Source organism: Paenibacillus sp. P4_A9 (assembly GCF_056402415.1).
Genome location: NZ_JBFUHL010000040.1, coordinates 1 through 24,549 on the forward strand (window position 1 = coordinate 1; position 24,549 = coordinate 24,549).

General features: G+C 41.4%; 24 protein-coding genes and 2 pseudogenes. 22 read left to right on the forward strand and 4 right to left on the reverse strand.

The window, feature by feature from the left end:
• Nucleotides 1–351 precede the first annotated feature (351 nt).
• The 3 genes and pseudogenes from AC1DVJ_RS21665 to AC1DVJ_RS21675 form a co-directional block, all read left to right on the forward strand.
• Nucleotides 352–559: pseudogene (locus AC1DVJ_RS21665) on the forward strand (GNAT family N-acetyltransferase); the annotation flags it as partial.
• A 66-nt stretch (nt 560–625) separates the two neighbouring features.
• Nucleotides 626–1,042 carry a GNAT family N-acetyltransferase gene (locus AC1DVJ_RS21670; protein ID WP_477593284.1) on the forward strand — a complete coding sequence of 139 codons (417 nt, stop codon included), beginning with the start codon at nt 626–628 and terminating at the stop codon, nt 1,040–1,042.
• 367 nt (nt 1,043–1,409) lie between these two features.
• A pseudogene (locus AC1DVJ_RS21675) lies at nt 1,410–1,679 on the forward strand (hypothetical protein); the annotation flags it as partial.
• Between the two features lie 452 nt (nt 1,680–2,131).
• Here AC1DVJ_RS21675 and AC1DVJ_RS21680 read toward each other — a convergent pair.
• Nucleotides 2,132–2,695, reverse strand: a complete 564-nt coding sequence (locus tag AC1DVJ_RS21680; RefSeq protein ID WP_477593239.1) for an HNH endonuclease — start codon at nt 2,693–2,695, stop codon at nt 2,132–2,134.
• A 280-nt stretch (nt 2,696–2,975) separates the two neighbouring features.
• On the opposite strand from AC1DVJ_RS21680, the gene AC1DVJ_RS21685 reads away from it, so the two are divergent.
• From AC1DVJ_RS21685 to AC1DVJ_RS21710, 6 genes are all read left to right on the forward strand, one after another.
• Nucleotides 2,976–3,884: an alpha/beta fold hydrolase gene (locus AC1DVJ_RS21685; protein ID WP_477593240.1), complete on the forward strand. Its 909-nt coding sequence runs from the start codon at nt 2,976–2,978 to the stop codon at nt 3,882–3,884.
• A gap of 125 nt (nt 3,885–4,009) precedes the next feature.
• Entirely contained in the window at nt 4,010–4,522 is a 513-nt protein-coding gene (locus tag AC1DVJ_RS21690) for a YiiX/YebB-like N1pC/P60 family cysteine hydrolase (RefSeq protein ID WP_477593241.1), read from the forward strand.
• A 24-nt stretch (nt 4,523–4,546) separates the two neighbouring features.
• Nucleotides 4,547–5,626 carry a Delta(10) desaturase DesB gene (desB, locus tag AC1DVJ_RS21695; RefSeq protein ID WP_477593242.1) on the forward strand — a complete coding sequence of 360 codons (1,080 nt, stop codon included), beginning with the start codon at nt 4,547–4,549 and terminating at the stop codon, nt 5,624–5,626.
• Between the two features lie 334 nt (nt 5,627–5,960).
• A complete protein-coding gene (locus AC1DVJ_RS21700; RefSeq protein ID WP_477593243.1) occupies nt 5,961–6,392 on the forward strand; it encodes a hypothetical protein in 432 nt (143 codons plus the stop codon).
• Between the two features lie 31 nt (nt 6,393–6,423).
• A complete protein-coding gene (locus tag AC1DVJ_RS21705) occupies nt 6,424–6,816 on the forward strand; it encodes a DUF2569 family protein (protein WP_477593244.1) in 393 nt (130 codons plus the stop codon).
• A gap of 267 nt (nt 6,817–7,083) precedes the next feature.
• Complete coding sequence (locus AC1DVJ_RS21710; RefSeq protein ID WP_477593245.1) at nt 7,084–7,431, forward strand: DUF3139 domain-containing protein; 348 nt, start codon at nt 7,084–7,086, stop codon at nt 7,429–7,431.
• Between the two features lie 260 nt (nt 7,432–7,691).
• Here the strand turns inward: AC1DVJ_RS21710 and AC1DVJ_RS21715 are convergent, their stop codons facing one another.
• Complete coding sequence (locus AC1DVJ_RS21715; protein WP_477593246.1) at nt 7,692–8,093, reverse strand: VOC family protein; 402 nt, start codon at nt 8,091–8,093, stop codon at nt 7,692–7,694.
• 288 nt (nt 8,094–8,381) lie between these two features.
• Between AC1DVJ_RS21715 and AC1DVJ_RS21720 the strand changes: the two genes are divergently transcribed.
• Both AC1DVJ_RS21720 and AC1DVJ_RS21725 read left to right on the forward strand, forming a co-directional pair.
• The gene (locus AC1DVJ_RS21720) at nt 8,382–8,810 is read left to right on the forward strand and encodes a hypothetical protein (RefSeq protein WP_477593247.1); all 429 of its coding nucleotides are present in this window, start codon (nt 8,382–8,384) and stop codon (nt 8,808–8,810) included.
• A 157-nt stretch (nt 8,811–8,967) separates the two neighbouring features.
• Entirely contained in the window at nt 8,968–9,747 is a 780-nt protein-coding gene (locus AC1DVJ_RS21725) for an Hcp family type VI secretion system effector (protein ID WP_477593248.1), read from the forward strand.
• 229 nt (nt 9,748–9,976) lie between these two features.
• On the opposite strand, the gene AC1DVJ_RS21730 is transcribed toward AC1DVJ_RS21725, so the two are convergent.
• Entirely contained in the window at nt 9,977–10,663 is a 687-nt protein-coding gene (locus tag AC1DVJ_RS21730; RefSeq protein ID WP_477593249.1) for a nuclease-related domain-containing protein, read from the reverse strand.
• A gap of 832 nt (nt 10,664–11,495) precedes the next feature.
• Here AC1DVJ_RS21730 and AC1DVJ_RS21735 point away from each other — a divergent pair.
• The 5 genes from AC1DVJ_RS21735 (at nt 11,496) to AC1DVJ_RS21755 (ending at nt 16,569) form a co-directional block, all read left to right on the forward strand.
• The gene (locus tag AC1DVJ_RS21735; protein ID WP_477593250.1) at nt 11,496–12,704 is read left to right on the forward strand and encodes a branched-chain amino acid ABC transporter substrate-binding protein; all 1,209 of its coding nucleotides are present in this window, start codon (nt 11,496–11,498) and stop codon (nt 12,702–12,704) included.
• A 91-nt stretch (nt 12,705–12,795) separates the two neighbouring features.
• Nucleotides 12,796–13,782 carry a branched-chain amino acid ABC transporter permease gene (locus tag AC1DVJ_RS21740; protein ID WP_477593251.1) on the forward strand — a complete coding sequence of 329 codons (987 nt, stop codon included), beginning with the start codon at nt 12,796–12,798 and terminating at the stop codon, nt 13,780–13,782.
• A gap of 23 nt (nt 13,783–13,805) precedes the next feature.
• The gene (locus AC1DVJ_RS21745; protein WP_477593285.1) at nt 13,806–15,083 is read left to right on the forward strand and encodes a branched-chain amino acid ABC transporter permease; all 1,278 of its coding nucleotides are present in this window, start codon (nt 13,806–13,808) and stop codon (nt 15,081–15,083) included.
• Entirely contained in the window at nt 15,080–15,865 is a 786-nt protein-coding gene (locus AC1DVJ_RS21750) for an ABC transporter ATP-binding protein (RefSeq protein ID WP_477593252.1), read from the forward strand. The genes AC1DVJ_RS21745 and AC1DVJ_RS21750 overlap by 4 nt, the downstream gene beginning before the upstream one ends.
• Complete coding sequence (locus tag AC1DVJ_RS21755) at nt 15,862–16,569, forward strand: ABC transporter ATP-binding protein (protein ID WP_477593253.1); 708 nt, start codon at nt 15,862–15,864, stop codon at nt 16,567–16,569. The genes AC1DVJ_RS21750 and AC1DVJ_RS21755 overlap by 4 nt, the downstream gene beginning before the upstream one ends.
• 310 nt (nt 16,570–16,879) lie before the next feature.
• On the opposite strand, the gene AC1DVJ_RS21760 is transcribed toward AC1DVJ_RS21755, so the two are convergent.
• Nucleotides 16,880–17,968 (reverse strand): Gfo/Idh/MocA family protein, encoded by a 1,089-nt coding sequence (locus tag AC1DVJ_RS21760; RefSeq protein ID WP_477593254.1) that lies wholly within the window; start codon nt 17,966–17,968, stop codon nt 16,880–16,882.
• Between the two features lie 241 nt (nt 17,969–18,209).
• On the opposite strand from AC1DVJ_RS21760, the gene AC1DVJ_RS21765 reads away from it, so the two are divergent.
• The 6 genes from AC1DVJ_RS21765 (at nt 18,210) to AC1DVJ_RS21790 (ending at nt 24,546) form a co-directional block, all read left to right on the forward strand.
• Nucleotides 18,210–19,382, forward strand: coding sequence for a DUF4317 domain-containing protein (locus AC1DVJ_RS21765; protein WP_477593255.1), 1,173 nt, complete (start codon nt 18,210–18,212; stop codon nt 19,380–19,382).
• Between the two features lie 181 nt (nt 19,383–19,563).
• Entirely contained in the window at nt 19,564–20,229 is a 666-nt protein-coding gene (locus AC1DVJ_RS21770; protein ID WP_477593256.1) for a class I SAM-dependent methyltransferase, read from the forward strand.
• 108 nt (nt 20,230–20,337) lie between these two features.
• On the forward strand, nt 20,338–21,585 hold the full coding sequence (locus AC1DVJ_RS21775) for a hypothetical protein (protein ID WP_477593257.1): 1,248 nt from the start codon (nt 20,338–20,340) through the stop codon (nt 21,583–21,585).
• 59 nt (nt 21,586–21,644) lie between these two features.
• Nucleotides 21,645–22,370: an ABC transporter ATP-binding protein gene (locus AC1DVJ_RS21780; RefSeq protein ID WP_477593258.1), complete on the forward strand. Its 726-nt coding sequence runs from the start codon at nt 21,645–21,647 to the stop codon at nt 22,368–22,370.
• The gene (locus AC1DVJ_RS21785; RefSeq protein WP_477593259.1) at nt 22,357–23,109 is read left to right on the forward strand and encodes an ABC transporter permease; all 753 of its coding nucleotides are present in this window, start codon (nt 22,357–22,359) and stop codon (nt 23,107–23,109) included. The genes AC1DVJ_RS21780 and AC1DVJ_RS21785 overlap by 14 nt, the downstream gene beginning before the upstream one ends.
• Before the next feature lie 12 nt (nt 23,110–23,121).
• Nucleotides 23,122–24,546 (forward strand): sensor histidine kinase, encoded by a 1,425-nt coding sequence (locus tag AC1DVJ_RS21790; protein WP_477593260.1) that lies wholly within the window; start codon nt 23,122–23,124, stop codon nt 24,544–24,546.
• The last annotated feature ends 3 nt before the right edge of the window (nt 24,547–24,549 follow it).

The following is a 24,549-nucleotide window of genomic DNA, read 5'->3' on the forward strand; positions in this document are numbered from 1 at the left end:
AGCAAGCAAATATCTAAAAAGGTTCAACAAGTTACTGCAAATACAGGTAAGTAAGTTTTATTAAAATCCATAAGAAACCAAGATTTTCCTCGTTAGTTGAAAGCTATTTATTCAACTAACGAAGAACTATAGTTCCATCACTACATGACGGCAGCCGRCACATGATCGGCTGCCGTTGTCCGTTGAAGTAACGGGCAATCTGCATCGCATGACGAATGAAGGGTAACCAGATCCAAATTAACTATAGCCATACTATCCATTGATCTCGAGATCAAGTTCAAGGTATGGTGAATGAGATCTCTTTATTATCGTGAAAGGGTGGTAGTCAAGTTGTTGATTAAGGAATGCATTATGCATGAAGTGCAGCATCTCATTCAAGAATATGTTCGTACGCTATCTTCACCTTTTGATTCTTATTTGGAGGAGCATATTCGCGGGTCTACTTTTTATTTGTTAATGGATGAATTAGAAGAAGTCGGTTATTATGCGATTCACAACAATCAGCTGCTTACTCAATTTTTCATTCGGCCAATTTATCAAAACCTGTGATGAACTTTTCATAAGTCTAGCTTTAGATAAGGATTTTACCATAACTAAGCAGGCTTATTTTTTTCAAGATACTCGGGTGAGTATACCCGAGTATAAGGTATTCGAAGGTGATATTTTCGTTCTTGCTAATCTTAATGACCATTTACAAATCCAGCAGATTTGCGGAGATTTCCTCGATCATTATGAAAGAAGGATTGAGAATGGAGAAATCTTCACATATTATCGTGGGCCCGAGTTGCTTGGTATTGGCGTTCTTGAAAAAAGTAGTATGCTCGCGGGAATGGCGAGTATAGGCATGTTTACGAAAGAATCTTATAGAAAACAAGGCATTGGGCGCAACATTATTCTGAAATTGAAAGCATGGTGTTATGAACGCGATTTAACACCGATGTGCGGATGCTGGTATTACAATGAGGCGTCCAAACGGACATTAGAAAGTGCAGGTATGTTTACCAAAACCAGGTTGTTAAACATAAAGGTAAMGCAGACGTGAAAAAAGACATAAGTCACCGCGATCTGATTCTTACACTAAAGAGACACTCTTTTAGCTRTCRAGGAACTATAATATAGCGCAGGAGCTGCAGTGAAGCAGCTCTTTTTTTTCCATAAAAGTAACGGGCAGTAGAGCGCGGTGATAGCATATGTTCAAACTACCGCTTTTTTGAGCTGTTTGGAAGTGATACGCAACTATCAATGTCTTTGAAGCGTTTTAATATATGGGATTATTTGTTAGCAATGAGTTGTGTGTGGTTAATGTAGAGAGCAATCTGAGAGGTGAAATATAATGCAGAAGAGAGTGCGAAAAGGAGTAATATTGGGATTAGCCGGTGGGGTTAGTTTGGCAGTAGTTAACTATCTTTTGTGCGGGGGTCAGCCCGCTCGATGAGCCAGAAGACCATTCCCTCTACGCGTATATTACAATCATAGCCTCAGAGCAAGCTGAGCAATTCATACAATTGACCATGAAGCGTATGAGCCATCGAGTATTGGTATCCTTTGAACCAGCAAGGAATCGATATGACCTTTCATCCTTTTACATAGGCCACAACCGTTCTTTTTGCCTACTAGTTCAGGAAAGTGCGGAAACATTTGAATTTAAACCGTTTAACTACCCTGAAAATCTCACATAGTAGAGAACTAAAAATGGTAAGCTTATCGGTAGCCTATTCAACTAAAGGGCATATGTAAATTTGGGTGAAAACTAAAGGAGGAATTCCGTGGATATTTTATTTGCATTAATGGCTTTTTTCTTTATGTTGTTATTCCTAAGCACACTTCGTGCGTTGATAAATAAGGATGAAGTGAATAGTACACTACTTACTATTGCTYCCTCTGTTCTGTTTGGAGGTTTGTTTTGGGTGTGTATATTTATTTTTGCACGGTAGCTATTAGTTAAGCTCCCGGTGAACGATAGTTCAATTAATCGCCTTTATCAAGAGGCGGTTTTTCGTTTTGTTGAAAATCAAATTTATAGAATAACAAAGCCTTGATTTGAAAGGTAGGTTTCGATCCGCTAAACAATAAATTCCTCGAAAACAGGCAAAAGATAAAAACCGCCTCAAGGTGGTGAAGAATACTTACATCAGTTCGATCGACGATGGTTATGTTTAGCTTTAATGATGCGGTAACAGATCTTTATAGAATTCGGCACGGAAAGTGCTTTTTCTAAAAGATATGAGAACGCTGAACGGTTTCCTCGTTTCGTGTTGCATTCAATGCAAGAAGCAAGTAAGTTTTGGGGAAGATCTGAGCCCCCTTTGCTTGAAGGGACAATATGATCTACAGTCGTTGCGGGACGTCCACACCACAAACAAGTGTAATGATCCCGTTTTAATGCAGCTTTTCTATAGTCTCGAAATGAAAATGGGTTGTAAAGTAATTGGATTGTCTGCTCGTCGATCCAGACGGCACGGGCTCGATTAACTTCCCTCCAAGCCCGGTGAAGTAAACATGGGGTTAGTATTTGGCCATCCACATTGAGCACTCTTATCATAGTCAATCGCCTCCTAAGGCTAAAGTTAGTATAACCACAGACAATTTGATTATTTGATACGTGGTTATGTATGTTGGAGACGAGAGGAGTATCAGATATCTTTAATACCTTAACAGTTCGATAACGTCGAAGAAGCCTTGTATGGGAAAGCATCCCTGCAAGGCTTTTTTGATTTTGGCTCTGTTAATACCCGATGTTGATTTTATCATTAAGCTAAAGGGAGGATAGTACGAAAATCTGACTCCAATAAACACCATTCATGGTAAGTGGAAGAAAAAAAGGGGGGTCAAATTGGAAGTATAAAAGCATTTCGGACAACCCATGTTTACTTATATAGGTTTGTCGTGCATTGTCAATGAATAAGGGACAATATCCCTCGAATATGTATTACTGATTAGAGCCCTACTCATTTCGAATTGGAGCCGTGATGCGATTGAAGGAAACAGCGCAGCACCAAGAGATCGAGCTTGTCATGCACGGATATCGATATTTTGCACGAATGATCAAATGCGATAAAGAACTTATAGATCCTATTTTCTTTCTGGGCGGAGCTTTTCAGACCATGGATTCCTGGATTAAGTTCGTTGAGTTTTTTAAAGACAAAACTACCTTGATCTTAGTGGATTTGCCCGGCGGCGGGAATTCCGACGTCCTTCCCGAGGAGTATGGTTTCGATTTTATGGTAGAAAGCGTCGACAAGGTGTTGAACCACTATACCATTCCGAAAGTAAATCTGCTATCGGCATCCTATGGAACTCCGATCGCTTATGAATATGCCAAACGTCATCCTCATCGCGTATCTCATCTACTGCTTGCAGGAATCATGCGCGAGTTTCCCGATGACTTGGTCTCGGATGTCATCCCTACGTTTGCGCTGCTAAGAGAGAACCGCATGGACGAATTCGCCTCAGTTATCATTAACGGCATGCTTTGCGTGGATCCACTTAAAGAGATCAACAAAAGAAATTTTGTCTTGAAATTATTCAGAAAACAGCTGATGAATTTAAATTCCGATCAAATCGACAGGTATATCGGGAATACGCGGCGATTGTTTCGGCATAGTCCGTTAAATACGGACCATTCGCCCGGTATGCCCGCATTGGTGTTCACCGGCGAATATGACGTTTTTACCAAACCGGCATATTGTAAAGAGATTGCCGCTACGTTCAAGAACGCCGCGTACACGACGATCAAGAACTCCGATCATTTATTTCATCTCGAACAAATCGATACCGTGCTTCAGTTATGCTGCAGCTTCTTTTTCGATGAATCCTTGGAAGATATTCCGGGATGCAATGAGGTTGAATATTTCGGCGGTAAGAGCTCATCCGCTACGCCGTGATGAAATTGTTTAATAGAACGAAGTTTTACATAGTAAAAAATGACTTTGTTGATACTTTTAATGCCCATTTTAAAGAAACTAATTATTTGTGTTGCATCACTAATCACAATTAAGGGGGATGAGTAATGCGTTTTCAAAAAGGTGATGCTATTTTTATTTTAAATAAGTCATCATTGTTTTCGAAAACAGTTGCTTCTTGGGGGAAGAGTAAATATTCTCATGTAGGCATGGTGATTGAAGATGCAAACGGAGATATTGTATATATGGTAGAAGCTAGACCCTTTTTAAAAATAGGCACAAGGCGATACTCGGTGCAAAATCAAGAATATGGGTGTTATCGGATAACAGGCAACCAATCCCAAAGATTGAAGCTAGCGGTTACATATGCCAAGCAAAAGATTGGGATGCAATATGATTACTTGCACTTTATTAGTCTATTTTTTTATGGCGTTTTTAATTTTAACAAAAAGCGGGCATTAAATCTAAATAAAAAACTGGTTTGTACTTCGTTAATGGACATTTGTTATTTCAATGCAGGGATCAAACGAAGTGATACAAAGGATATTGGGAATATTACTCTAGAAGAATTATTAACCAAGTATGATTTCGAGAAAGTGGATTCGCCATCGCATGTGTAGATTCACAATGGAGGGAGTCTATTTATGAGGGAACTTCATTCACTTGGATGGTATTCAGCGCGAATATCCCCACATTTGCCAGAAGAGGCATTTAAACCTGTCCCTGCTCGCCTATTTGGCGGTCTAGCCTATTTGATGGTCGTTTTTTCGGGGATTCTTAGTATAGGTTTATTTGATTTGAATCTATGGATAAGTCTGATAATTGCTCTTCTATTAGGAGCCAGTTTTGCTGGAATGGGTATCCTAGGTCACGAGATTTTACATCATACAGTTGTAAGAAAACCTTGGCTCCAAGACATACTGGGTGCGATTGCTTTCTTTCCTTTAATAATCGGACCGAATCTCTGGCGAAAGTGGCATAATGCAACCCACCACGTTCACACTCAAAAAAATGAGCAAGATCCCGATTCATTACCAACCTTGGAAAAACTCGCTAAAAATCGTTTCTTGAGAAGGGCTTATCGACTTCCATTGTTTGTCCGGTCATGTATCAGTTTTGGTTATTTGATGATTGGGTTCAACGTCCACTCCAGCCGAATGTTTATTCGTTTTATTAAACAATTTAATCCAACGACACAATCAAAGGTTTGGTTTCAGTTCATTATTCCATTGGCGACATGGATTACCTTACTATTCTTAATGGGATTTGAAAAATGGTTTTTTGTATTTTTGCTTCCCTTATTCATTGGAAACTTTATATTAATGGCTTATATTTCAACACACCATTTTCTAAACCCGCATGTACCAATTAATGATCCATTGGCCAACAGCCTTACTGTAACAGTTCCGAAGTGGGTAGATGTTCTTCACTTTAACTTCTCATATCATACGGAGCATCATATATTCCCCGGTATCAGTTCCAAGTACTATCCGCTTGTCAAACAACACATTAAAACGATGTGGCCAGATCATTACCATGAAATGCCAATGGGTCAGGCGCTAAAGGCCCTTTGGGAAACCCCTAGAATCTACTATAAGAACAATGAGTTGATCGACCCTAGAGAAAATAATGTTTACGGCTCATTAGGAAATGGCTTAGATCCGGCTTTTATTCGATGTCGTAAAATAAATCTTGATGAAGAAAAAGCTGCTCCTAATAAATGAGCTCCTCTTGTCGAGCAGTGGGATAGTTCTGAATAAATACTTAGGCCTCCCAGTTTAGGGAGGCCTAAGTATTTATCATTTTATGAAAAGGTGGGGGCTATGAATCCCAGTAGAGACATGTTGCTAGTAAAGCATAGGAGCATACGGACATTGAATCTAACGGATAACGTTAGTGAGGGAGCCTGCCTCGGCGGCAGCTATTTTTTTGTTCATTCAAGTAACGTGCTGAATAGTTCAACAACCCAAGGTCTTGGTAAAAAGGGTAATATAGGTTTTTGATGCTGAAAGAGGGATATAATAAGAGAATTATTCTAGGTAAGGGGTAAATTGTTAGATGGACAGAGGCAAATTACAAAGCAAGTTTTTAAACGGAGAGATAAATGAAGTAGAAATAAAAAAGATTAAAAACGAATTCGTTGAGGCGATTAAAGAAATTGGATTTGAATTTGATCAAGACATTGTACTTTATGAAGAACATGAAAATATATTTAGATATATTAAAGATGGGAGTTTTTATATACGACTACAGACGTCCGCTTCCATTTATGAAGATGAGTATACTCCGCCTTTAACTAGCTGGGGTGAATGGCAAATAATTGACGATATTTCTAATTTGCCGGTATCGTCTATAGCTTATTATATTTCTCCAGCCGAAAAGACGAATGTCACATCGCCTGAAGGAGATGCAACAGCTTGTTATGGTTTTTGGATGGAGGGTGTAGAACAAATACCTGAATTCATTAAAAAATATAAGCAGTTCAAATAGGGTGTTTCATAAGAAAAAGGTGGCAACATACGTGCAAATACAGAAAAACCTAGCGGGAATCAGAGGCTGGCTTCTATTCTATGTGAGTTACTCAATTGTTGGAGTTTCGATCAATCCATATTACATTTTCAAGATGATAGAAGAGGTCCTAGAATGGGATGTTGAAAGTGTGTATGATGTTGTTTCTTACATTTTACTAGAAGTTCTTATTATCATGTCTCTTTTTAATTTATTAAAGAAGAACAAAAGTGCGCCATTGATTACAATCATAACTGAGTTAATAACAATAATATTTGCAATAATTGATTTCTTTTTCTCAAATAGAAGACAATATGATGTTCTTGAGTTGATGCTAATTATCATTGTAGGAGTAATATGGATTTTATATTTTAGATATTCAAAACGAGTAAACATAACATTTTAAAAGTGTCTCAAGAAGGCATTAATATCCGATAACACCGTATTCACGCTTCTGGCTAGCGCCCTTGGTCTGCCCGTGGTATTTCGGGGATGTAGAATATCAACTAACCGCATCGCGGCTTATGCGAGGAACGATAGTTCAATTTCGAAAGGGCTGCCGTGTGGCAGCCCTTTGCTCCGCTAACGGGCAATTATGCGAAATAGCCAGATTGGCGGTGGCAGCTCTGTTATTATTATATGAAGAGATATTTTCTTTATTAGGAGGATGGCAATGATTAAAAGGAGAGGGCTCTGGGGTAGCGTTTGTATAATCTTATTGTTAATAAGCTCGATATATATTTTTTTTGAAGTAAAAAAAAGCAAACTTGAGAAGGAATTACAAGCATATCTAATTAACGAAAAGCATTACGAAGTATCTGAAGTTTCTGAGATTAAAGCATATTTTGGGAAGGTGCCTCAAATGGGAGTATATGTACTTTTTAAAGATGAACCTGGCGTTTACTATACGTATACGGATAGAGGAGTAGGACAATGGATTCAGATTGGACCTAGTGACGCGGATATAATGAGAGGATTAAAATTCAATCATCTAGAAGAAGGACGTAAATATTTGCAGTAACGGGAAAGGATAGCATAAAAACAACACCTTCTGACGAGATACTGGGCAGCCTGTTCAAGTAATGGGCAGGTTAGTTCCAATATGTGTTAATATAGTTTATGTAAGGCTAATAAATTAACAGGGGCTAACCCAAGTGATTTGTATAGTTTAACCCACKAATTTTTCATTCTAAGCAACGATTTTGATTTGAATGACAGATATGAGATTATACGAGGTGTAAAAAAACGCCGGTGACCCTAAGCAGGTGACCGGCGTTTCCATTAACGTTTCGGCATTTTACTCTCATCCATGTACAGTAGGTTCCAGCGATGACCGTCCAGGTCGGCAAATCCTGCGCCGTACATCCAGCCGTCAATTTCACTCGGCTTGCCAAAGATGCTTCCTCCGGCAAACTCTACTTTTTGAATAAAGGCGTCTACTTCTTCTCTGCTTTCAGCACCAATGGAAAATATTACTTCTGCGCTATGGGAAGTATCTGCGGTTTTTGAACCTGTAAATTTCTCGAACACCTCATCCGGGAACAGTAGAATCGTTGTTTGGCCTATGGCAAGCTTGGCTCTCTCGTTACCAACGCTCACCGCATTGAATCCAATCTCATTGAAAAAGGCGGTTGACCTCTCAACATCTTTGACCGGCAGATTAATCCAAATTTCCTGTGACATGGCTGTAGCCTCCTGGAATATATTTTTAACTACTCCTACTATACTCTACTTCTGGCATCAGAATCGAATCTTATAAAAGAAACCGCAAGGAATTGTTTCAGTCAAGGTATCGTTCTTAACGGCCGGAAGTCCTTGCATGACGGACTTTTGAACTCACAGAATGCTAAGCTAACGGGTAACGATAGTTTAGGGGCATGCTTCCTGAGGCAGCTCCTCATTATTAATTCAAGTAACGGGCAAGATAACATCGGTAGACACCCATATATAAAGTGAATTGGAGCAATTTTCATGAAAAGAAAATATATTTTTATTTTAGGATTTTTGGAAATGGTTTTTGGTTTACTGGGTTTTATTTTCCATATTTATCTAAATTTCTTTACTTTCTCTTCATTTTTAGGAATTATGGTGAGTACTCATTCATTCTTAAGCGGGTTATTGATTTTTATCGGTAATAAAGTATCATTTAAGTGGTCAATTCTTACTCAATTAATTCAAATTGTAAGTATAAAATGGGGCTTTTTTTCATTTGCGTTATTATCAGGCGTGGGAACCTATCTCTCACTAAATATTGATATTTTTGAATCATCATTTAAAATCAAAGCGAGCTATGAAGTATTAAGTAAATTTTCTTTTGGTTCAATAAATAGCGAGTTTACATTAGGAATTAATATTATACCTATTGTTTTGCTGTATTTACTTATGAGAGAAGAGAGATGAACTAACGAAGAACGATAGTTGAATAGTACACATGAAAGCAGGCACGCAGCGGTCTGCTTGTTTTATTTAGCCAATGCCAAGATATTTAAAAACATAAAATTGTCTTCAGTTAATATACATAGAAATTGCATGCATTAACTAGGGGGAGCGATGTGTATTGTATATCAGCAAAAAAACGTTTGTGATTTTGTTTAGCGTCATGGTTCTGATTTTCTCATGCATTACCGTGTATGCGGCCGTAAAACCCGATTTCAGCGGTCAAACTATCTATGCGTGCGCTAAAGACAGCGGCCAGATCACATTGACAGATGGAAGCACATCATGCGGAATCAATGAACAGAAAATTTCATGGAATGTTGTGGGGCCGCAGGGACCGACTGGACTAACGGGTCCGCAAGGGCCAGCGGGCAAAGACGGTGTTAACGGCAAAGACGGTGTTAACGGCAAAGACGGAGCCGATGGCGCTGTCGGGCCTGCAGTTTACGGAACTGCTGTTAATAACTACGATGTATATATGAGAATAGGCGGCGTTAAAGGGGAGTCGACAGCGGAGCATTATGAAAATTGGATTGTACTTTCTGGCGTTCAAATTGATGCTTCTCAAACGGTAACGATAGGAAGCGGCGGCGGTGGCGGCGCTGGGAAAGCCGAATTCAATGAGTTTGTGGTCAAGAAACTATTCGACGCCTCTTCAATCCCTCTATTTATGGATATGCTACAAGGAAAACACTTGGCAGATGGCGAGATTGTGTTCGTATCTCGTGGTCCATCCCCCGCGCCCATTTTGAGAATTAAGTTAACTGATGTGTTGATCACCCATTATAACTTTGACAATACGAACGAAGCCATTAGTTTGAATTTTACAAAGATAGATTTGACTTACTCAGGTATAACGCCTCCGATTCAAGGCATTTTTGATATGAAATTGAATAAATAATTCTAATGAAAAAATAATCCCTTGCCTGTTGATCAGGTTCAGGGATTATTTTAGCTCATTTCTTCAATACCAAGAACACCTTTAAACTCATCTACGAACTAATAGTGATTATTAGGATTCGAAAGGTTGCCCAACTCGAAAAGGTGCATTAGCAGCTCAAGCCGATCCTCGCCAAGCTCGAGAGCGAAAAGGTGCCCACATCGAGCCTCTCGAGTAAATCAGTTATAGGTTATTGCTTCATCGAAGAAATCTGCATAATATGATTCGTTTTTATTTCCTCCGATACCATTGAAAACAACTTCAATTCATTATGTACACGATCTATTTCTTCTTTAGTCATTCGCTTTGGGACATCCGAGAGCAATTTCTTCATCAATCCTTTAATGTCTCCACGCTTGCGCACATAAACATTTGGGGACGTAACTTCAATCTTTTTCAGTTCACATCGTTCGCTAAATACTATCACCGATGTCATAGGTACATCCAAAGATACCTTTTTCTGCAGTGCATCCATATGGGTTTTGTTCTGCTTAATTGGATTATAAAAGAACTGCTTCTTCCCTCTTGGGAAAGATTGACACCATTTATAGTTTTCTTCGTCACCAAATATCCAGCCACTATAATTCTTCGATTCCATCACATAGATGCCTGTTTCATGAATGAAAATCAAATCTATTTCAGTCGTCTGTTCTTCACCTGTAGGAATATAGCAGTTGAGAACCATGCGATGATAACCAGGAACTTTTTGCAAGATGGAAGCCGTAAGATATTCTCCATAATCCCCCTTGTTTTTTCTAACTTTGAAGAAACCCTTTTTGGTTTCTTTGCTGTACTCGCTTGTGTAAAATTTGCTGATTACCCATACAAAGCTTATGATGATTGGCGAACATAAGATCAGAAGCATCAAAAGAATCATATTGAGCGCCCACTCCACTCCAATTTTTTAATCATGTTCAACATTTTTAATCCCCTTTAAAAATATTAATTTCACATTAAAGCTGAATTAATGAACTGTCTTCCAGCATACTTGAAATCAATTGTATTAAAGTGAAGTAATACCCGCAATAATGCATGTATAGTATATTCCCATTCACGTACTCATATATAATCCACAAATTCAAGGTGATGTGCTGGAAAGTGTCGTAGTTAAAGATGAAGCGATGATCTAAACAGTTATTAGAACAAGTAACAAGCATCATCATTAGATGGTGCTTGTTTTATGCCAATCTAACTCGCCACAGCTTCCTTACAAGAGCTTGGTCGTATACTAGGAAATAAGTAACCAGCCCTCGTTATCATTGCAACTGATCATGCCAGAATCACCTATAATGGTCATTTCTAAAGAAGGAATTGGTCCATTCCCTAATAAAGCCTTTTCCACATAGCTACCGATGAACTTCTTGATCTCTGGAATATTACGGTTAGTCAGCCGGATATTGCGGTTGGCTTATTTTTCGAGGTTATTTCTAAAATTAAAAATAATAACGGATATTTTGTCGATTTATGATAGATTATATATCAAAGTATGTCATATAAAATAAAAAATCAGAATAAATTCATAGAAATATATTATTTATGTCAGCTATATTGACATAAATTTCCGATTTCATTATTATAATTCTGTAAGGTTCATGTTATTCAAAAACGCCGATAGAGTAGATTTGTATGAACTTCGTCTCTTAATAGAAGTTCTGAACGCTGCGATATCGGGTATTTTTGCGTAATAAACTATCTGAGGGGGTTGTATCATGATTTTGAAGAAAACGTTTAATATGATCTCATTATCGGCGCTTGCCCTAGGTTTGTTGGCGGGGTGCGGAACTGGAACAAGCACAACTACGAGCACAAGTGCAAGTCCTCAAACAGCCAGTAAGAAGGTCATCAAAATTGCGACCCAATCCCCATTATCGGGAGGCAGCGCCGTTCAAGGGGAAGCAATTAAGCTAGGTGCTCAGCTGTCATTAGATGACCATAAAGCGGAATTTGAGAAGCTGGGTTTTGAGTTGCAACTTGTCCCTTATGACGACCAAGGAGATCCAAAGAAAGGCGTAGCGAACGCCGAGATCATCAGCGCTGATCAAGGGATCCTCGGTATCGTCGGTCATATGAACTCTGGTGTAGCTATTCCTTCCTCCGTCGTCTATGAGAAGAACAATATTGTCATGGTTTCGCCGTCCAACACGGCAACGGAAGTAACCGACCGTAATCTGAAAGTGGTAAACCGAATCGTTGCAAGGGATGATTTCCAAGGACCTGCCGCTGCTGATTATGCGATTAAAACCGTGAAAGCCAAAAACATTTTCGTCATTCAAGACAAAACAGCGTATGGACAAGGCTTGGCAGAAGCATTTAAAGACGCTGCTACGAAGCAGGGGGCAACCGTTGTCGGTTATGAAGGCATTACCGTTGGCGAGAAGGATTTCAACGGTGTGCTTAACATTGCGCTTAGCAAGAAACCGGATTTTATCTTCTTCGGAGGATTATATGCGGAGGGAGGTCTACTCATCAAACAGGCCCGCGACAAAGGAATCATGGTTCCATTCATGGGGGCTGACGGATGGGATACGCAAGGTTTGGTTGATGTAGCCGGCGATAAAGTTAAAGATGCCTTGTACGCTTCCATCTCCACGGATATTACCAAAACAGCAGACGGCAAGAAATGGGCCGATCAATACAAGGCCAAATTCGGCAAAGCTCCGGATGGTTACTCCGCATACGCTTATGACTGTATGACGATCATTCTTAACGGCATTAAAACGGCAAGCAGTGTAGACGGTGGGAAAGTCCCTGCCCGCGACAAGGTTCGTGATGCGGTGCGCGCCACCAAAGACTTCCAAGGCGTTGCCACAAAGGTTTCCTTTGATGGGAAAGGCGACAATACATTCGCCAAAGTATTTATCTACAAATTTGAAGGTGCGAAATATCCGGGTACCATGATTTCCGAAGTAGGGAAGTAAACCTGATCTCATTATAACTTAAAGGTAAAGAGGTATGTGCTTCATAGATATACCTCTTTACAGTTTGTTCACCTACGAAAGGAGAAGCTTCATGATCCTAAACATCCTGCACTCACTTCCCCAAGTATTGATCGACGGGCTTGCTTTAGGAGCTATTTATGCGGTCGTTGCCTTAGGCTATACCATGGTATACGGTATTCTTGAATTGATCAATTTTGCGCATGGCGAGATTTTTATGACGGGAGCGTTCGTCGGGACCGGGGTATTGTTCCTTTTTCATACGACAGGGTGGCTTAGTGGCATGCCGGGATGGGTTGCATACCTACTAATCCTCATTATTGCTATGCTGTTTACGGGATTGTTGGGGGTCGGAATTGAACGTATTGCTTATAAGCCTCTTCGAAATGCGCCTAAGCTAATTACATTGATCTCCGCAATTGGTGTTTCATTCGTGGTTCAAGATCTCGTACGCTTTATCTCCGAATTGAGAACAGGAAACTACATCGTAAGCGGTATTACTTTATTTGATAAAAATATGACCATCAGCACTTCTTCTCTTGGACCATGGATGGGAGACGCTTCTTTGAAAACCAATACGATCATCATCATCGCAGTGGCTATATTATTGATGATCAGTCTTGATTTTTTTATCAATCGTACCAAATGGGGAGTAGCCATGCGTGCGGTTGCGCAAGATCGTGAAACGGCGTCACTGATGTCAATCAACGTGAATAAAATCATTATTCTAACCTTTTTTATCGGTTCAGCTTTAGGCGGTGCTACTGGGGTATTATTTGCGCAGCAATACGGTACGATCGATCCATATATCGGTTATATATTAGGGTTGAAAGCGTTCACTGCAGCTGTGCTTGGTGGTATTGGAAACATTCGCGGCGCCATGTTCGGCGGACTGGTGATTGGAATATTAGAGATGTTCGCTTCTTCTAATCTGGGCTTACTAACGAACGGAAACTTCGGTTCCGAGTATAAAGATGTGTTTGCTTTTATGGTTCTAATCATCGTATTGATTTTTAAACCCGAAGGTCTGTTTGGCAAAGCTGTCAAAGAGAAAGTGTAGGTGACCCGCCCAGTATGGATAAAATGAAACAGGCATTAGCGCAAAACTCTTACATGCAAGCCCTGATCCTTGTCCTTCTTGTTTCGGTTACAGCACTAAGTGTCTATATGACGGCTAAATCGGTCATAGCCTTTTTATTATTGCTGGCATCGTTACTTTTGCTTTACTACACCTCATTCTCCAATAAAGTCAAATGGATGCTCGGCGGAGTCATGCTCATTCTAGTTATTCCGTTTGCTTCATCGGGAGGTCCTGCCTACGAGTCTTACATGGAAGTTGCAACACAGAGCGGGATTTATATCGCGATGGCGCTCGGGCTGAATATCGTGGTCGGTTTCGCAGGGCTGCTAGACCTCGGTTTTGTCGCCTTTTTCGCGATTGGAGCTTATACCTATGGGATCTTCTCTACGGTTCAGGCGAATTACTTCCTTCCAGGGGATTTATTTCCTCTTTCGGGCTCTACGTTTTGGGTGTTTATTCTAATCGGTGGCTTTATAGCTGCGCTGTTCGGAGTCGTTCTCGGCCTGCCCGTCCTCAGGGTGAAAGGAGATTATCTGGCTATCGTGACCTTGGGCTTTGGGGAAATGATCCGTATCATCTTCAACAACCTGGAGAAGCCGGTTAACATTACCAATGGTGCCAAAGGTATATCCTCGATCAATCCTCCGAATCTGTTCGGATTTGAATTTACGCATCCTCATCAATTTTATTTCATTGTGATCGCGATCTTGGCCTTTGTGATTTTCGGAGTAAAAAGATTTGAACATTCCCGAATAGGTCGCTCATGGAAAGCTGTACGGGAGAATGAAATTGCTGCACAATCCATGGGGGTTCCGTTGATTCGCACGAAGTTGACCGCATTCGCAGTGGGGGCTTCCTTCTCCGGGATGATGGGAGTTGTCTTTGCAGCCAAGCAAACATTTATTGATCCGTCGAGCTTTACTTTGCTGGAGTCCATTACGATATTGGTCATGGTGGTGTTAGGAGGAATGGGGAGTGTTCCCGGCGTTATACTTGGAGCTGCACTCATCACGATTCTCAACATACAGGTGCTTACGGAACTTACCAATTGGCTAAATCAATTAACACAACAAGGTGTTGTTCGCATTCCTTATGCCTTATCTCCATCCAAGATGCAGCGGTTTATTTTCGGGGCAATTCTCATCCTCTTTGCCGTATTTAGGCCGAATGGATTGATTTCCGCGAGGAATCGTAAAGTGAACGAAAAGCTCATTCAGGACCGGGCTTCATCAACTGCCGTGCAGCAAGTAAATCCTCATAGCGGAGGGATCGCCAAATGACCGTTTTGCGTGTCCATAATTTGGTCAAACGCTTTGGCGGACTGGTAGCCGTTAACGGTGTTCATTTTGAATTTCAAAAGGGTAAAATCTCTGCTGTTATCGGTCCGAACGGTGCCGGGAAAACAACTTTTTTTAATATGATCACCGGTATTTATTCGCCTGATGAGGGTGTTATTGAATTGGAAGGGAAATCGCTCCTGAAGGTGAAGCCGGAACGAATTACAGCCATGGGCATAGCACGTACTTTTCAAAATATTAGACTGTTTGGAAATATGACTGTTCTTGAAAATGTGATGGTCGGCATGCACATTCATCTAAAAGGCGGAGTCGTAAGCACGTTACTTGGTCTTCGTAAAATTCGGATTGAGGAACAAAATGCGATGGATGAAGGCTACCGATTATTACAATATGTGGGTCTCGAGTCTCAACTCAATGAGAATGCAAACAGCCTTTCTTACGGCGCGCAGAGACGGCTTGAAATCGCAAGAGCGCTTGCCGTTAAACCGAAAATACTACTGCTGGATGAACCCGCCGCAGGAATGAATCCGCGTGAAACCAATGAACTGACCGAGCTTATTCGCAGTATTAGGCAGGAGTTGGGCATGTCCATTATATTAATTGAGCACGATATGAAGCTCGTGATGAAGATTTCCGATCACATTCTAGTTCTGGATCACGGCGAAAAGATAGCGGAAGGATCCCCTGATGAGATTCGTTCGAATCCGCGTGTGATTGAAGCATATTTAGGGAAAAGTGCCTTAAGTCAAGAGGTGAAATCATGAGCTTACTGCAGCTTCTAGAGGTCCAAGCTTACTATGGAGGTATTCAAGCATTAAAGGGAATTTCACTGCATGTCAATGAAGGGGAAATTGTCACGTTGATCGGTTGTAACGGAGCGGGGAAATCCACAACACTTAAATCCATATGCGGTCAGGTGAAAACGAAGGGCTCCATCCTATTTAATGAGCGCAACATATCGGCTTGGCCGCCCCATCAAACAGCGCTGGAAGGCATTGCGCATGTCCCGGAGGGCAGGCGCATATTCCCGAGGCTAACAGTTAAGGAAAATCTGGAAATGGGCGCATTTTCAGTTAAAGATAAAAAAGTGATTAAAGAGCGTATGGAACAGTCCTTCGAATACTTCCCGCGTTTGAGAGAACGTCTGCACCAGGCAGGTGGCACCATGAGTGGAGGCGAACAACAAATGCTTGCCATAGCACGTGCGCTCATGATGAAGCCTAAGCTGTTGTTGCTCGACGAGCCGTCGATGGGCTTGGCTCCAGTCATCGTGGATCAAATCTTTGAAATCATCCAGGAGATGAACCGCATCGGGATGACGATTCTGCTTGTAGAACAGAACGCCTACCAAGCGTTGCAAATCGCCCACCGCGGCTATGTCATTCAGACCGGTGAAATTATTTTGGAGGACGATGCCCAGACATTGCTTGTTAATGATCAAGTGAAGGAAGCTTATTTGGCGGGATGAATCCGGGATGCTTTCTTGCATCCTATTCATCGTACCCTCAATCATTTTTATATTCAAAGAATGCATGGTTGGTATGGGACATGAAACTCACTCCTTTAGATGATATTTTTTTACTCGCTGAGGGGTGAGAAAGACTTAGAGAAGTCTGGGGAAATTGGAGCGATAACTTCAAAATGTTAGATCGGAAATCAGGTTAGAGGTTACACAACAACATTTTAGAATGACTCTACACGATGGGGGAAGTGAAAAGTGACCAGTACCACTCTAACGGCCAAATGTAATGGCACCCGAATGGGGGTGCCATTACTTATCATTCGTTATCAGCCCATGGTTGTCGAATCGACATTACTGTCTTCCCGGATCTAATAGCCTGCTCAATCAGCATGCCGATATAGTGGTCCTGAGAAGCTTCCGGAAGACCATAAAATCCGGGTCCTCCCGCGGCATAAACCGCCATCTTCTTCAAACAGACTGCAATAGCAATTTCATCGTCATATAACCTAGCAGGTATGTAGGGATTTTCATATACCCATTGTTCTCCCGCCATAATTCCTTTAAGGAAATAGCCTTCCGCGTTCTCATACTCACCTTTATTGATGCGCTTTAATTCCATTTGAATCTGTTTACAGAATGGATCTTGTATGCTAATCCGATTATCGAATATTTCCCCCCGTTCCCCCCTAATACATAGATGGTTTGAACGGGTCCATGAACGATGTTGATCCTTGGTGAAATCGTAAATCCCCAGCTTTCCACCAAAATCCAACCAAGCTAAATCTCTCTCTGACTTGATTAATTTATCTTCTGTAGGCGGACCACTTCGGTTCGGCCCAGCGACCCAATCGGATTCAAATCTCATTCCCTTAATACTGACTTCTTCAAAGCGCACTCCTAACATTTTCCGTATTAAGCTTACTGCATGATAGAACTGAGATATGGATACTGTCACTTGATTAACATTGCCTAATTGTCCTGACATAATAATCTTATGTCGGGCTTCTTGTATAGGATGAAATTGGTATTGTTCAGCAATTTGAATTCGCGCGCCTTGACGGGTAAGGTTGTTGTGCAGCTGCAGCAAACCATCCAGATTAGGTGCAGGAGGTGTTTCTGTAAGTACAGGAATTCCTCGTTTCGCCAGCTGCAGCATATAATCGATAGCGGCCGATGCATTGATAGATAGTACAACAAAGTCCGGTTGTTCATTTACTAAGAGCTGATCCAGTGTCCGATAAGTAGTCACTTGCCATAAGTCTTCCATCGCCCTGCCCTTGGATTCGTCACGAATTACCATTCCGCTAACACAAAATTGTTCTGGAAGAGCCTTTGCAATTCTTAGAAAATACTGTGCGCGAAAGCCTCCACCACCTATAATGCTGAATGTTATTGGTTTCCCCATCAATTACACCGCCTTCTTTAGTCGTAGCATCGTTTTATCAAATATAAATTTCTTAGTCAAGCTTTACTCTTCGGATACAGACATGTTTGTTTGTCACTTTCTACTCGCCACATATTGAAAGTGTTGCATACTTGGCTTGAAGACACCATAATAAAAAAGTAAAAAGTGAGATGCCCTTCTCTGAAGGGCATTTGCTTTTGTGACCGTTTCATAAAACTAGTTGGGGGTTGTCTGAAGGACCATGAACAAAAAGGAACTCGCGCATATTCGAAAGCAGCTTAAGTTGGACCACGAATTGTTAAAGATATACGATATCCTTAACGTATATATCATGAAGGATAGCAGCGAGATTTATCATCACGAACGTCAGCCGTTTGCGATGTTGGATAGGGAAAAGCAGGAGCTATATATGGGCAATTTCAAGAAACTGCTGACTGGCGAATTGGATCAGAAGATGATCGAGTTAGAGTTCCAGCACGAAGCGGAGGAGCCTTCGCGTGAACTACTTCATCAAGCGCTGGTGACCGGTGATCCGGAAGAATGGCAAGATCTGATGATCCTGTTGGTAGAGAAAATGCTGAAGGATACCAAGTATGAACGAGATATGGTGGTTACTTTTGTTCGCGGCCAAGTGGCCCGTCCGACCAAGAAAAGGAACGAAGCTGCCGAGGAGAGCGAGAAGGACGAGATGTTCTCGCATCTGTTCATTTTGTGCAGCGTGAATTCCACGGAGCAACAGCGTAAAATCCTCATGTTCGATTATGTCGAGAGGGAATATAAGTACAATGTCTTCGTCGATCCTATCATCAAATTGAACACGCCGGAGCAAGGATTTTTATATCCAAGTGTGACGGACAACTACTCTGACGTGAATCGCATATTGTATTGCATGGGGAAAGCCAATGAGCCGAATTGGCAGTTCATCGATCAAGTATTGAATGCCGAGAAGACTGTGACGGCGCATGAAGAAAGAGCTATTTTCGAGGAAATCGTGAAGGAAGTGGCGGGAGCACAGCTTGATGCCTCCACGATCGCTCATGTGTACGAGGCAGTACATAAAATTGTAGAGTCTAATGAGGGGGAAGAGCCTCCGAAGCTGGATTATGTCGACGTGGAACGCATGCTGACGGCGAGTGGCGTAGAGAACGTGACGAAGGAAAAGGTGGAACAAGCGTTCCAGACGGTCGTTGATGACAGAAACTATGAGTTCAAAGCGAGCAGTGTTATTCCCAAGTTTACTTCGAAATCGATAAAGATTGATACGAAGGTAGCTACGATTTCGATCAGTCCGCAAGACTTGAAGTACGTGAAACAGGTGAATTATCAGGGGAAACGATGCATTTTGATTGAGGTTGACGAGGATGCCGTGATCGAAGGCTTTACGCTTAATACGGAGATGTTGTTCCCAGGTTGAGTGCAGAATGACAATCAATTTAAACACTTAACGATGAACTATAGTTCAATCACGACATGACGGCAGCTGGTTTATCGGCTGTCTTTTTCCATTGAACATCCGGATAACAGATTTGGTACGTAAATTTATTTCGTGGATAAAATACCCAAAAATGAAACTTTATAAGAATTAAAGTGTCTATATGGAGAGGCTTGAGGTAAACTACGATCGAAATAGTAGGGGAGTGAATATAGCACTGGAGAAATATTGGAATCACAATACTGTATTTCACGAGGAGTTAGTGGAAGACGCAAAGGTACGCGGTGGACGAGTGCTCGACATCGGGTGTGGTGATGGATTGCTACTTCAACGTCTCGCACCTTTCGCTCAACAGGTTATCGGTATCGACCCCGATACGATAGCTATTGAGCGCGCGCAAACGCGACTTGCTGCAGCATCGAATGTGTCGCTCGTAAACACGGACTTCCTCGCCATGCCAGTCCCCTCACAAGAGGAATGTTATTCTACGGTCATCTGTGTAGCGACATTGCACCATATGGAACTGAGAAGCGCACTGTTACAAATGCGCCAAGTTCTCGCACCTGGCGGTCGGCTCCTCATTGTTGGTATTGCAGCTGACAAATCTATTATGGATTTGGTCATCTCCGGACTTTTTCTTCTCCCAATCCGTATCGTGGACCGACTCCATGGCGGGATGCAAGATCCTGGTGTTCGGATGACAGATCCTAAAGAGTCACTAAATGAGATTCGCCAATTGGCACATGAGGTACTTCCCGGGGCAATTATTCGACGCCGATTTTATTACCGTTACTTTATTTCCTGGGATAAACCGATGGTTAACGGGTAAAAAGAGTTAATACTTTGTTAATAATCCATTCATATGGATTCAATAAGCTTGTATTAGAATAAAAGTAAGGAAACGTTTCCCGAAAATTGTGTTTAAAGGAGCAAAGAGATGAAACTTAGCAAAAAATCAATTACTGTACTTTCATTTACGGTTGGAGCCTGTCTATTCGTATCTACCGCTTTCGCTGATGCGCTGCTTGGATCTGGGTATGACCGTTTGAAGGATTCAGCCAAAAATACGGCTGCAATGATGGAAAATGGCTTGAACAACTTTACGGTAGAGACGCTGTATACTTTGAAAGATAATGATCAAACCTTGCTTCAATCTTCCTCGTTCTCGAAAATGGACACGGTAAACCAGGTGTCAGAGAACACCGAGGTAACTAAAAATGCCAAGGGTGAGACCACATCCAATTATTCGTATTCCGACAAGCAGCAATCCATTAATAAAAACGCATTGGATAATACATATTACGTATTTGAAAATCCGGCTTATATGAACCGTGACCTTAAAGGTCCAGCTGAATTCAGAAACCCTTTTAAAGAAAACGGAGCTGCAGAGGTAGAGAAAATTGTTGACGCTGTGGTTGGCTCTTTGAAAGATTATGTACAAGTAGAGGAAGGGACGGATGGCGGCAAAGTGTATTCGGGAAGTTTGTCCGAGGCACAGGTGCCGGCCATCGTGAATGCTGTCAGCTCATTCGGCATCAAACAAATGCTTGATAATGAGAGAGACTTACCGGCCATCGAGAGCGATATTTTCGTGAAAAAGGTTGTAGGTACGGCCTCTGAAAATAAAGCAGGCTATCTGGAAAATCTGACGGGTGATATAACGCTGTCAGGAAAAGATAAAAATGGTGTTCAGCATGACTTGAACCTAAATATCATGGTTAAGCTTTCTGAGATTGGCAGTACGAAGATTACGAAGCCTGACCTAGCTACTGCAAAAGTTGAGAAAGTTAGCCGTACAAACGGATTCAGCAGTAAATATGTGGGAACCTATAAGAATGATATCGTTTTGGACAAAGACGGTAAGTTCGTGAAAATTGGCGAGAGAACCGTTGAAATCACAAGTGTAGAAGGCGACAAAGTAACAGGAAAGTATTCCGAATCTGTAAAACCAGGTTTTGAAAGCGAGTATCCAAACAAGGATGCCTTTAACTTTGAATACAATCCAGCGACATCTCCAACATTTACTTACACAGATGCGAAGGGTGAGCAAAAAAGTGGCATGATTCATCCAAACCCTGCTGGCAAGATTTATTTGAACATAAATATAGGTAGTGCGGATGGAAACATGATTAAATCTAGCGTAAAAGCTTCGTATGACGGAGAATTTACACGCGTATTTGAATAGAAATGATTCTCAGGAGGCTGCTGATGCGGCTTCCTGAGCATTTTTAGGGAGATGATGAATTGACAGTCAAGGCGATTGAAATTAAAGGCTTAACCAAGTCATTTAAGAATGGCCGGGGTATCAGCGAGTTGAACTTAGATGTAGATCAAGGGGATATCTTCGGTTTTCTAGGACCCAATGGTGCAGGGAAGACCACAGCCATGAAGATGATCACAGGACTTATGAAGCCGGATCGCGGCGATGTGAAGATTTTCGGAGCGAGCGTCTCAGAAGACTATGTCAATGCGATGAAACATGTTGGCTGTCTGATTGAAACAGCAGAATCGTATCCCTATTTGACGGCTAATGATAATCTGAAAGTGTTTGCGAGATTCTATCCAGAAGTTGATCAGCGAAGAATTGATGAATGTCTTGAAATCACGGGGATGCTGAAATATAAAAATGAGAAATCACAAAAGTTCTCACTCGGGATGAAACAAAGACTGGGGATCGCGGCGGCGATTCTATCGAGACCGAAACTGTTGATCTTGGACGAGCCTTTAAACGGATTGGATGTCGAGGGGATGCTGGAAATGAGGAAGTTGATCAAACAACTTTCCCAGGAAGGCACGACTTTTTTTATTTCCAGTCACTTGATTCACGATGTGGAATTAACGTGCTCAAGAATCGGGATCATTTACGGAGGCAAGCTGGTCAACGTGGAATACACCAAAAATATATTGTCTGATTATTCGTCGCTTGAGAATTATTTTGTTAGTGAGGTGGACAGGAATGGTAGGGTTTAAAGCTGCGTTTATAAATGAAGCTGTGAAGCTGCTTAAGAAGAAAAAAATCATGGCAGCCGCGATATTGTCCATTCTTGCCGTCATCATTGGTCAAATTGCAGTAACTACGATCAAGCATGGCCTTGGACTAAGAGTTGTGGGCAGTGTTGAATTTCCTATAGCCGTACTGTCGTTTATTGCATATACACTGTTACCGCTGTTTGCTATTTTTGTGGCGATCGATATGTTTAACGGAGAATCCTCATCGAATACGATGAAAATAACACTGTTAAGACCAGTCTCCCGATTCGGTGTATTTAGTGCGAAGGTTTTGAATTTAGCGATATTTATAGCTGGGAACCTGTTATTTATCATGGTACTATCACTTATCGCTGGTTTTATATTTAACCCTTCGTCCRCCAGTCTGGTTGGGATTATTAAGGTCATTGTATCCTATGGCTTAACTTTCTTTCCTATCTTTGTGTTTGCGCTTATCGTCGTGCTGTTATCCAATCTGATTCAGGGCGGACTAGCCGTATTTTTCCTCTCCATTCTTGTGTTTATTGGCTTTAATTTTCTGGGCATTGTGTTCTCATCCTATTCGAGCTTTTTTATCACATCGATGTTCGACTGGTATACCCTCTGGATTTCTGAAACGATCAATTTCTTCAAAATATTCCGCCAGATTCTAATCATGTCCGGTTGTGGTATCATGTTATTTACTACGGGGTATTACTTGTTTGACAGCAAGGACATTTAGAAAGGAATCTACATGCACTTAACGAAACGTTTTTTCACGATGAATGCGCTGGCTGTGCTGCTTTCCATTGGTTTGACGATCCTGGCCGTCATTATTTTTGTTGCTGCGTATACGAAAGTGTTTGGCCGCGAAGTAGATATGAAGGCGTTTCAACAAGCGTTCGAGGTCAGGACAGTAATCAGTGAGATCAAAAGAGAAGCGCAGACCTTGAGGTTCGAGGAACTTTTGGATAAGAAATATCAACAAGAGCTCGCAGATCGCGTGGACGTTTTGGGTGCCAGTGCCATCATTTTAGTCAATAGAGAGGTTCTGTATGCCACTCACAATTTTAATAAAATAGATATCGAGAAAATCCTAATGCTCTCCAGTGGGTCGAATCGAGATCAGATCGAGCTGGGTGGCAATTCGTATATGTTTAACCGTGCGGATTATAAGCTTCCGTCTGGCGATACGGGGATTCTGCTGTTGCTTGCACCAATCAAGGTAAAAACAAGCTTATTTGTGCTGCTTGGCATATTTACGGTCAGTTTTTTCACAGTTGTTTTTTTGCTGATGAATGTTTGGATTTCCTATAAGTTCTCACGCGGCATTATTTTGCCGATCGCCAGATTAAAGGACGCCGCGATATTAATCAGGGAAGGCGATCTAAGCAGCGAGATTTCCGAAGAGGGCGAAGGCGAAATTAGGGAATTAAGCAATACCTTGGAGTTAATGCGGATCAAGTTGAAGGAGTCTGTCTATGTACAGCAAAAATATGATGATAACCGGAAATTTTTAGTTTCGAGTATTTCTCATGACTTAAAGACGCCAGTGACTTCCATCAAAGGATATATCGAAGGCATTATCGATGGGGTAGCCAACACGCCTGAGAAAATGGAGGAGTATCTGGAAACTGCCCGATCCAAAGCTATTTTGGTCAATGCGATGATCGATGATCTCCTTTTATATTCAAAGCTCGATTTGAACCAGCTCCCTTACCATTTTGAAAAGAGTGATTTGGCGAGTTATTTCGAGGATTGCGTTGCGGATCATAAATATGAATGTGAAAAGGCTAATTTAACCTTAGCGTTAATAAATGAATTACAAGAGCCAGTCCAAGTATTAATTGATCGTGAACGATTAAAAAGGGTTGTTCAAAACATTCTGGATAATGCGATGACGTATGCAGAAAAGGCAAATGGAAAGATTGATATTATACTCAGGGAAACTAGAACGTCTGCGATTATTGAAATTAAAGACAATGGACAAGGTATACCCGAGGACAAGCTTCCCTTCATATTTGAACGGTTTTATCAGGTAGACCCTTCAAGAAAGAGCGGTAGTGGACTAGGTCTAGCGATAGCTAAACAAATTATAGAAGGCCACGACGGGAAAATTTGGGCTAAAAGCGCTGTAGGTGAGGGAACCGGGATCATGATATCGCTTAAAAAGTTCTAAACA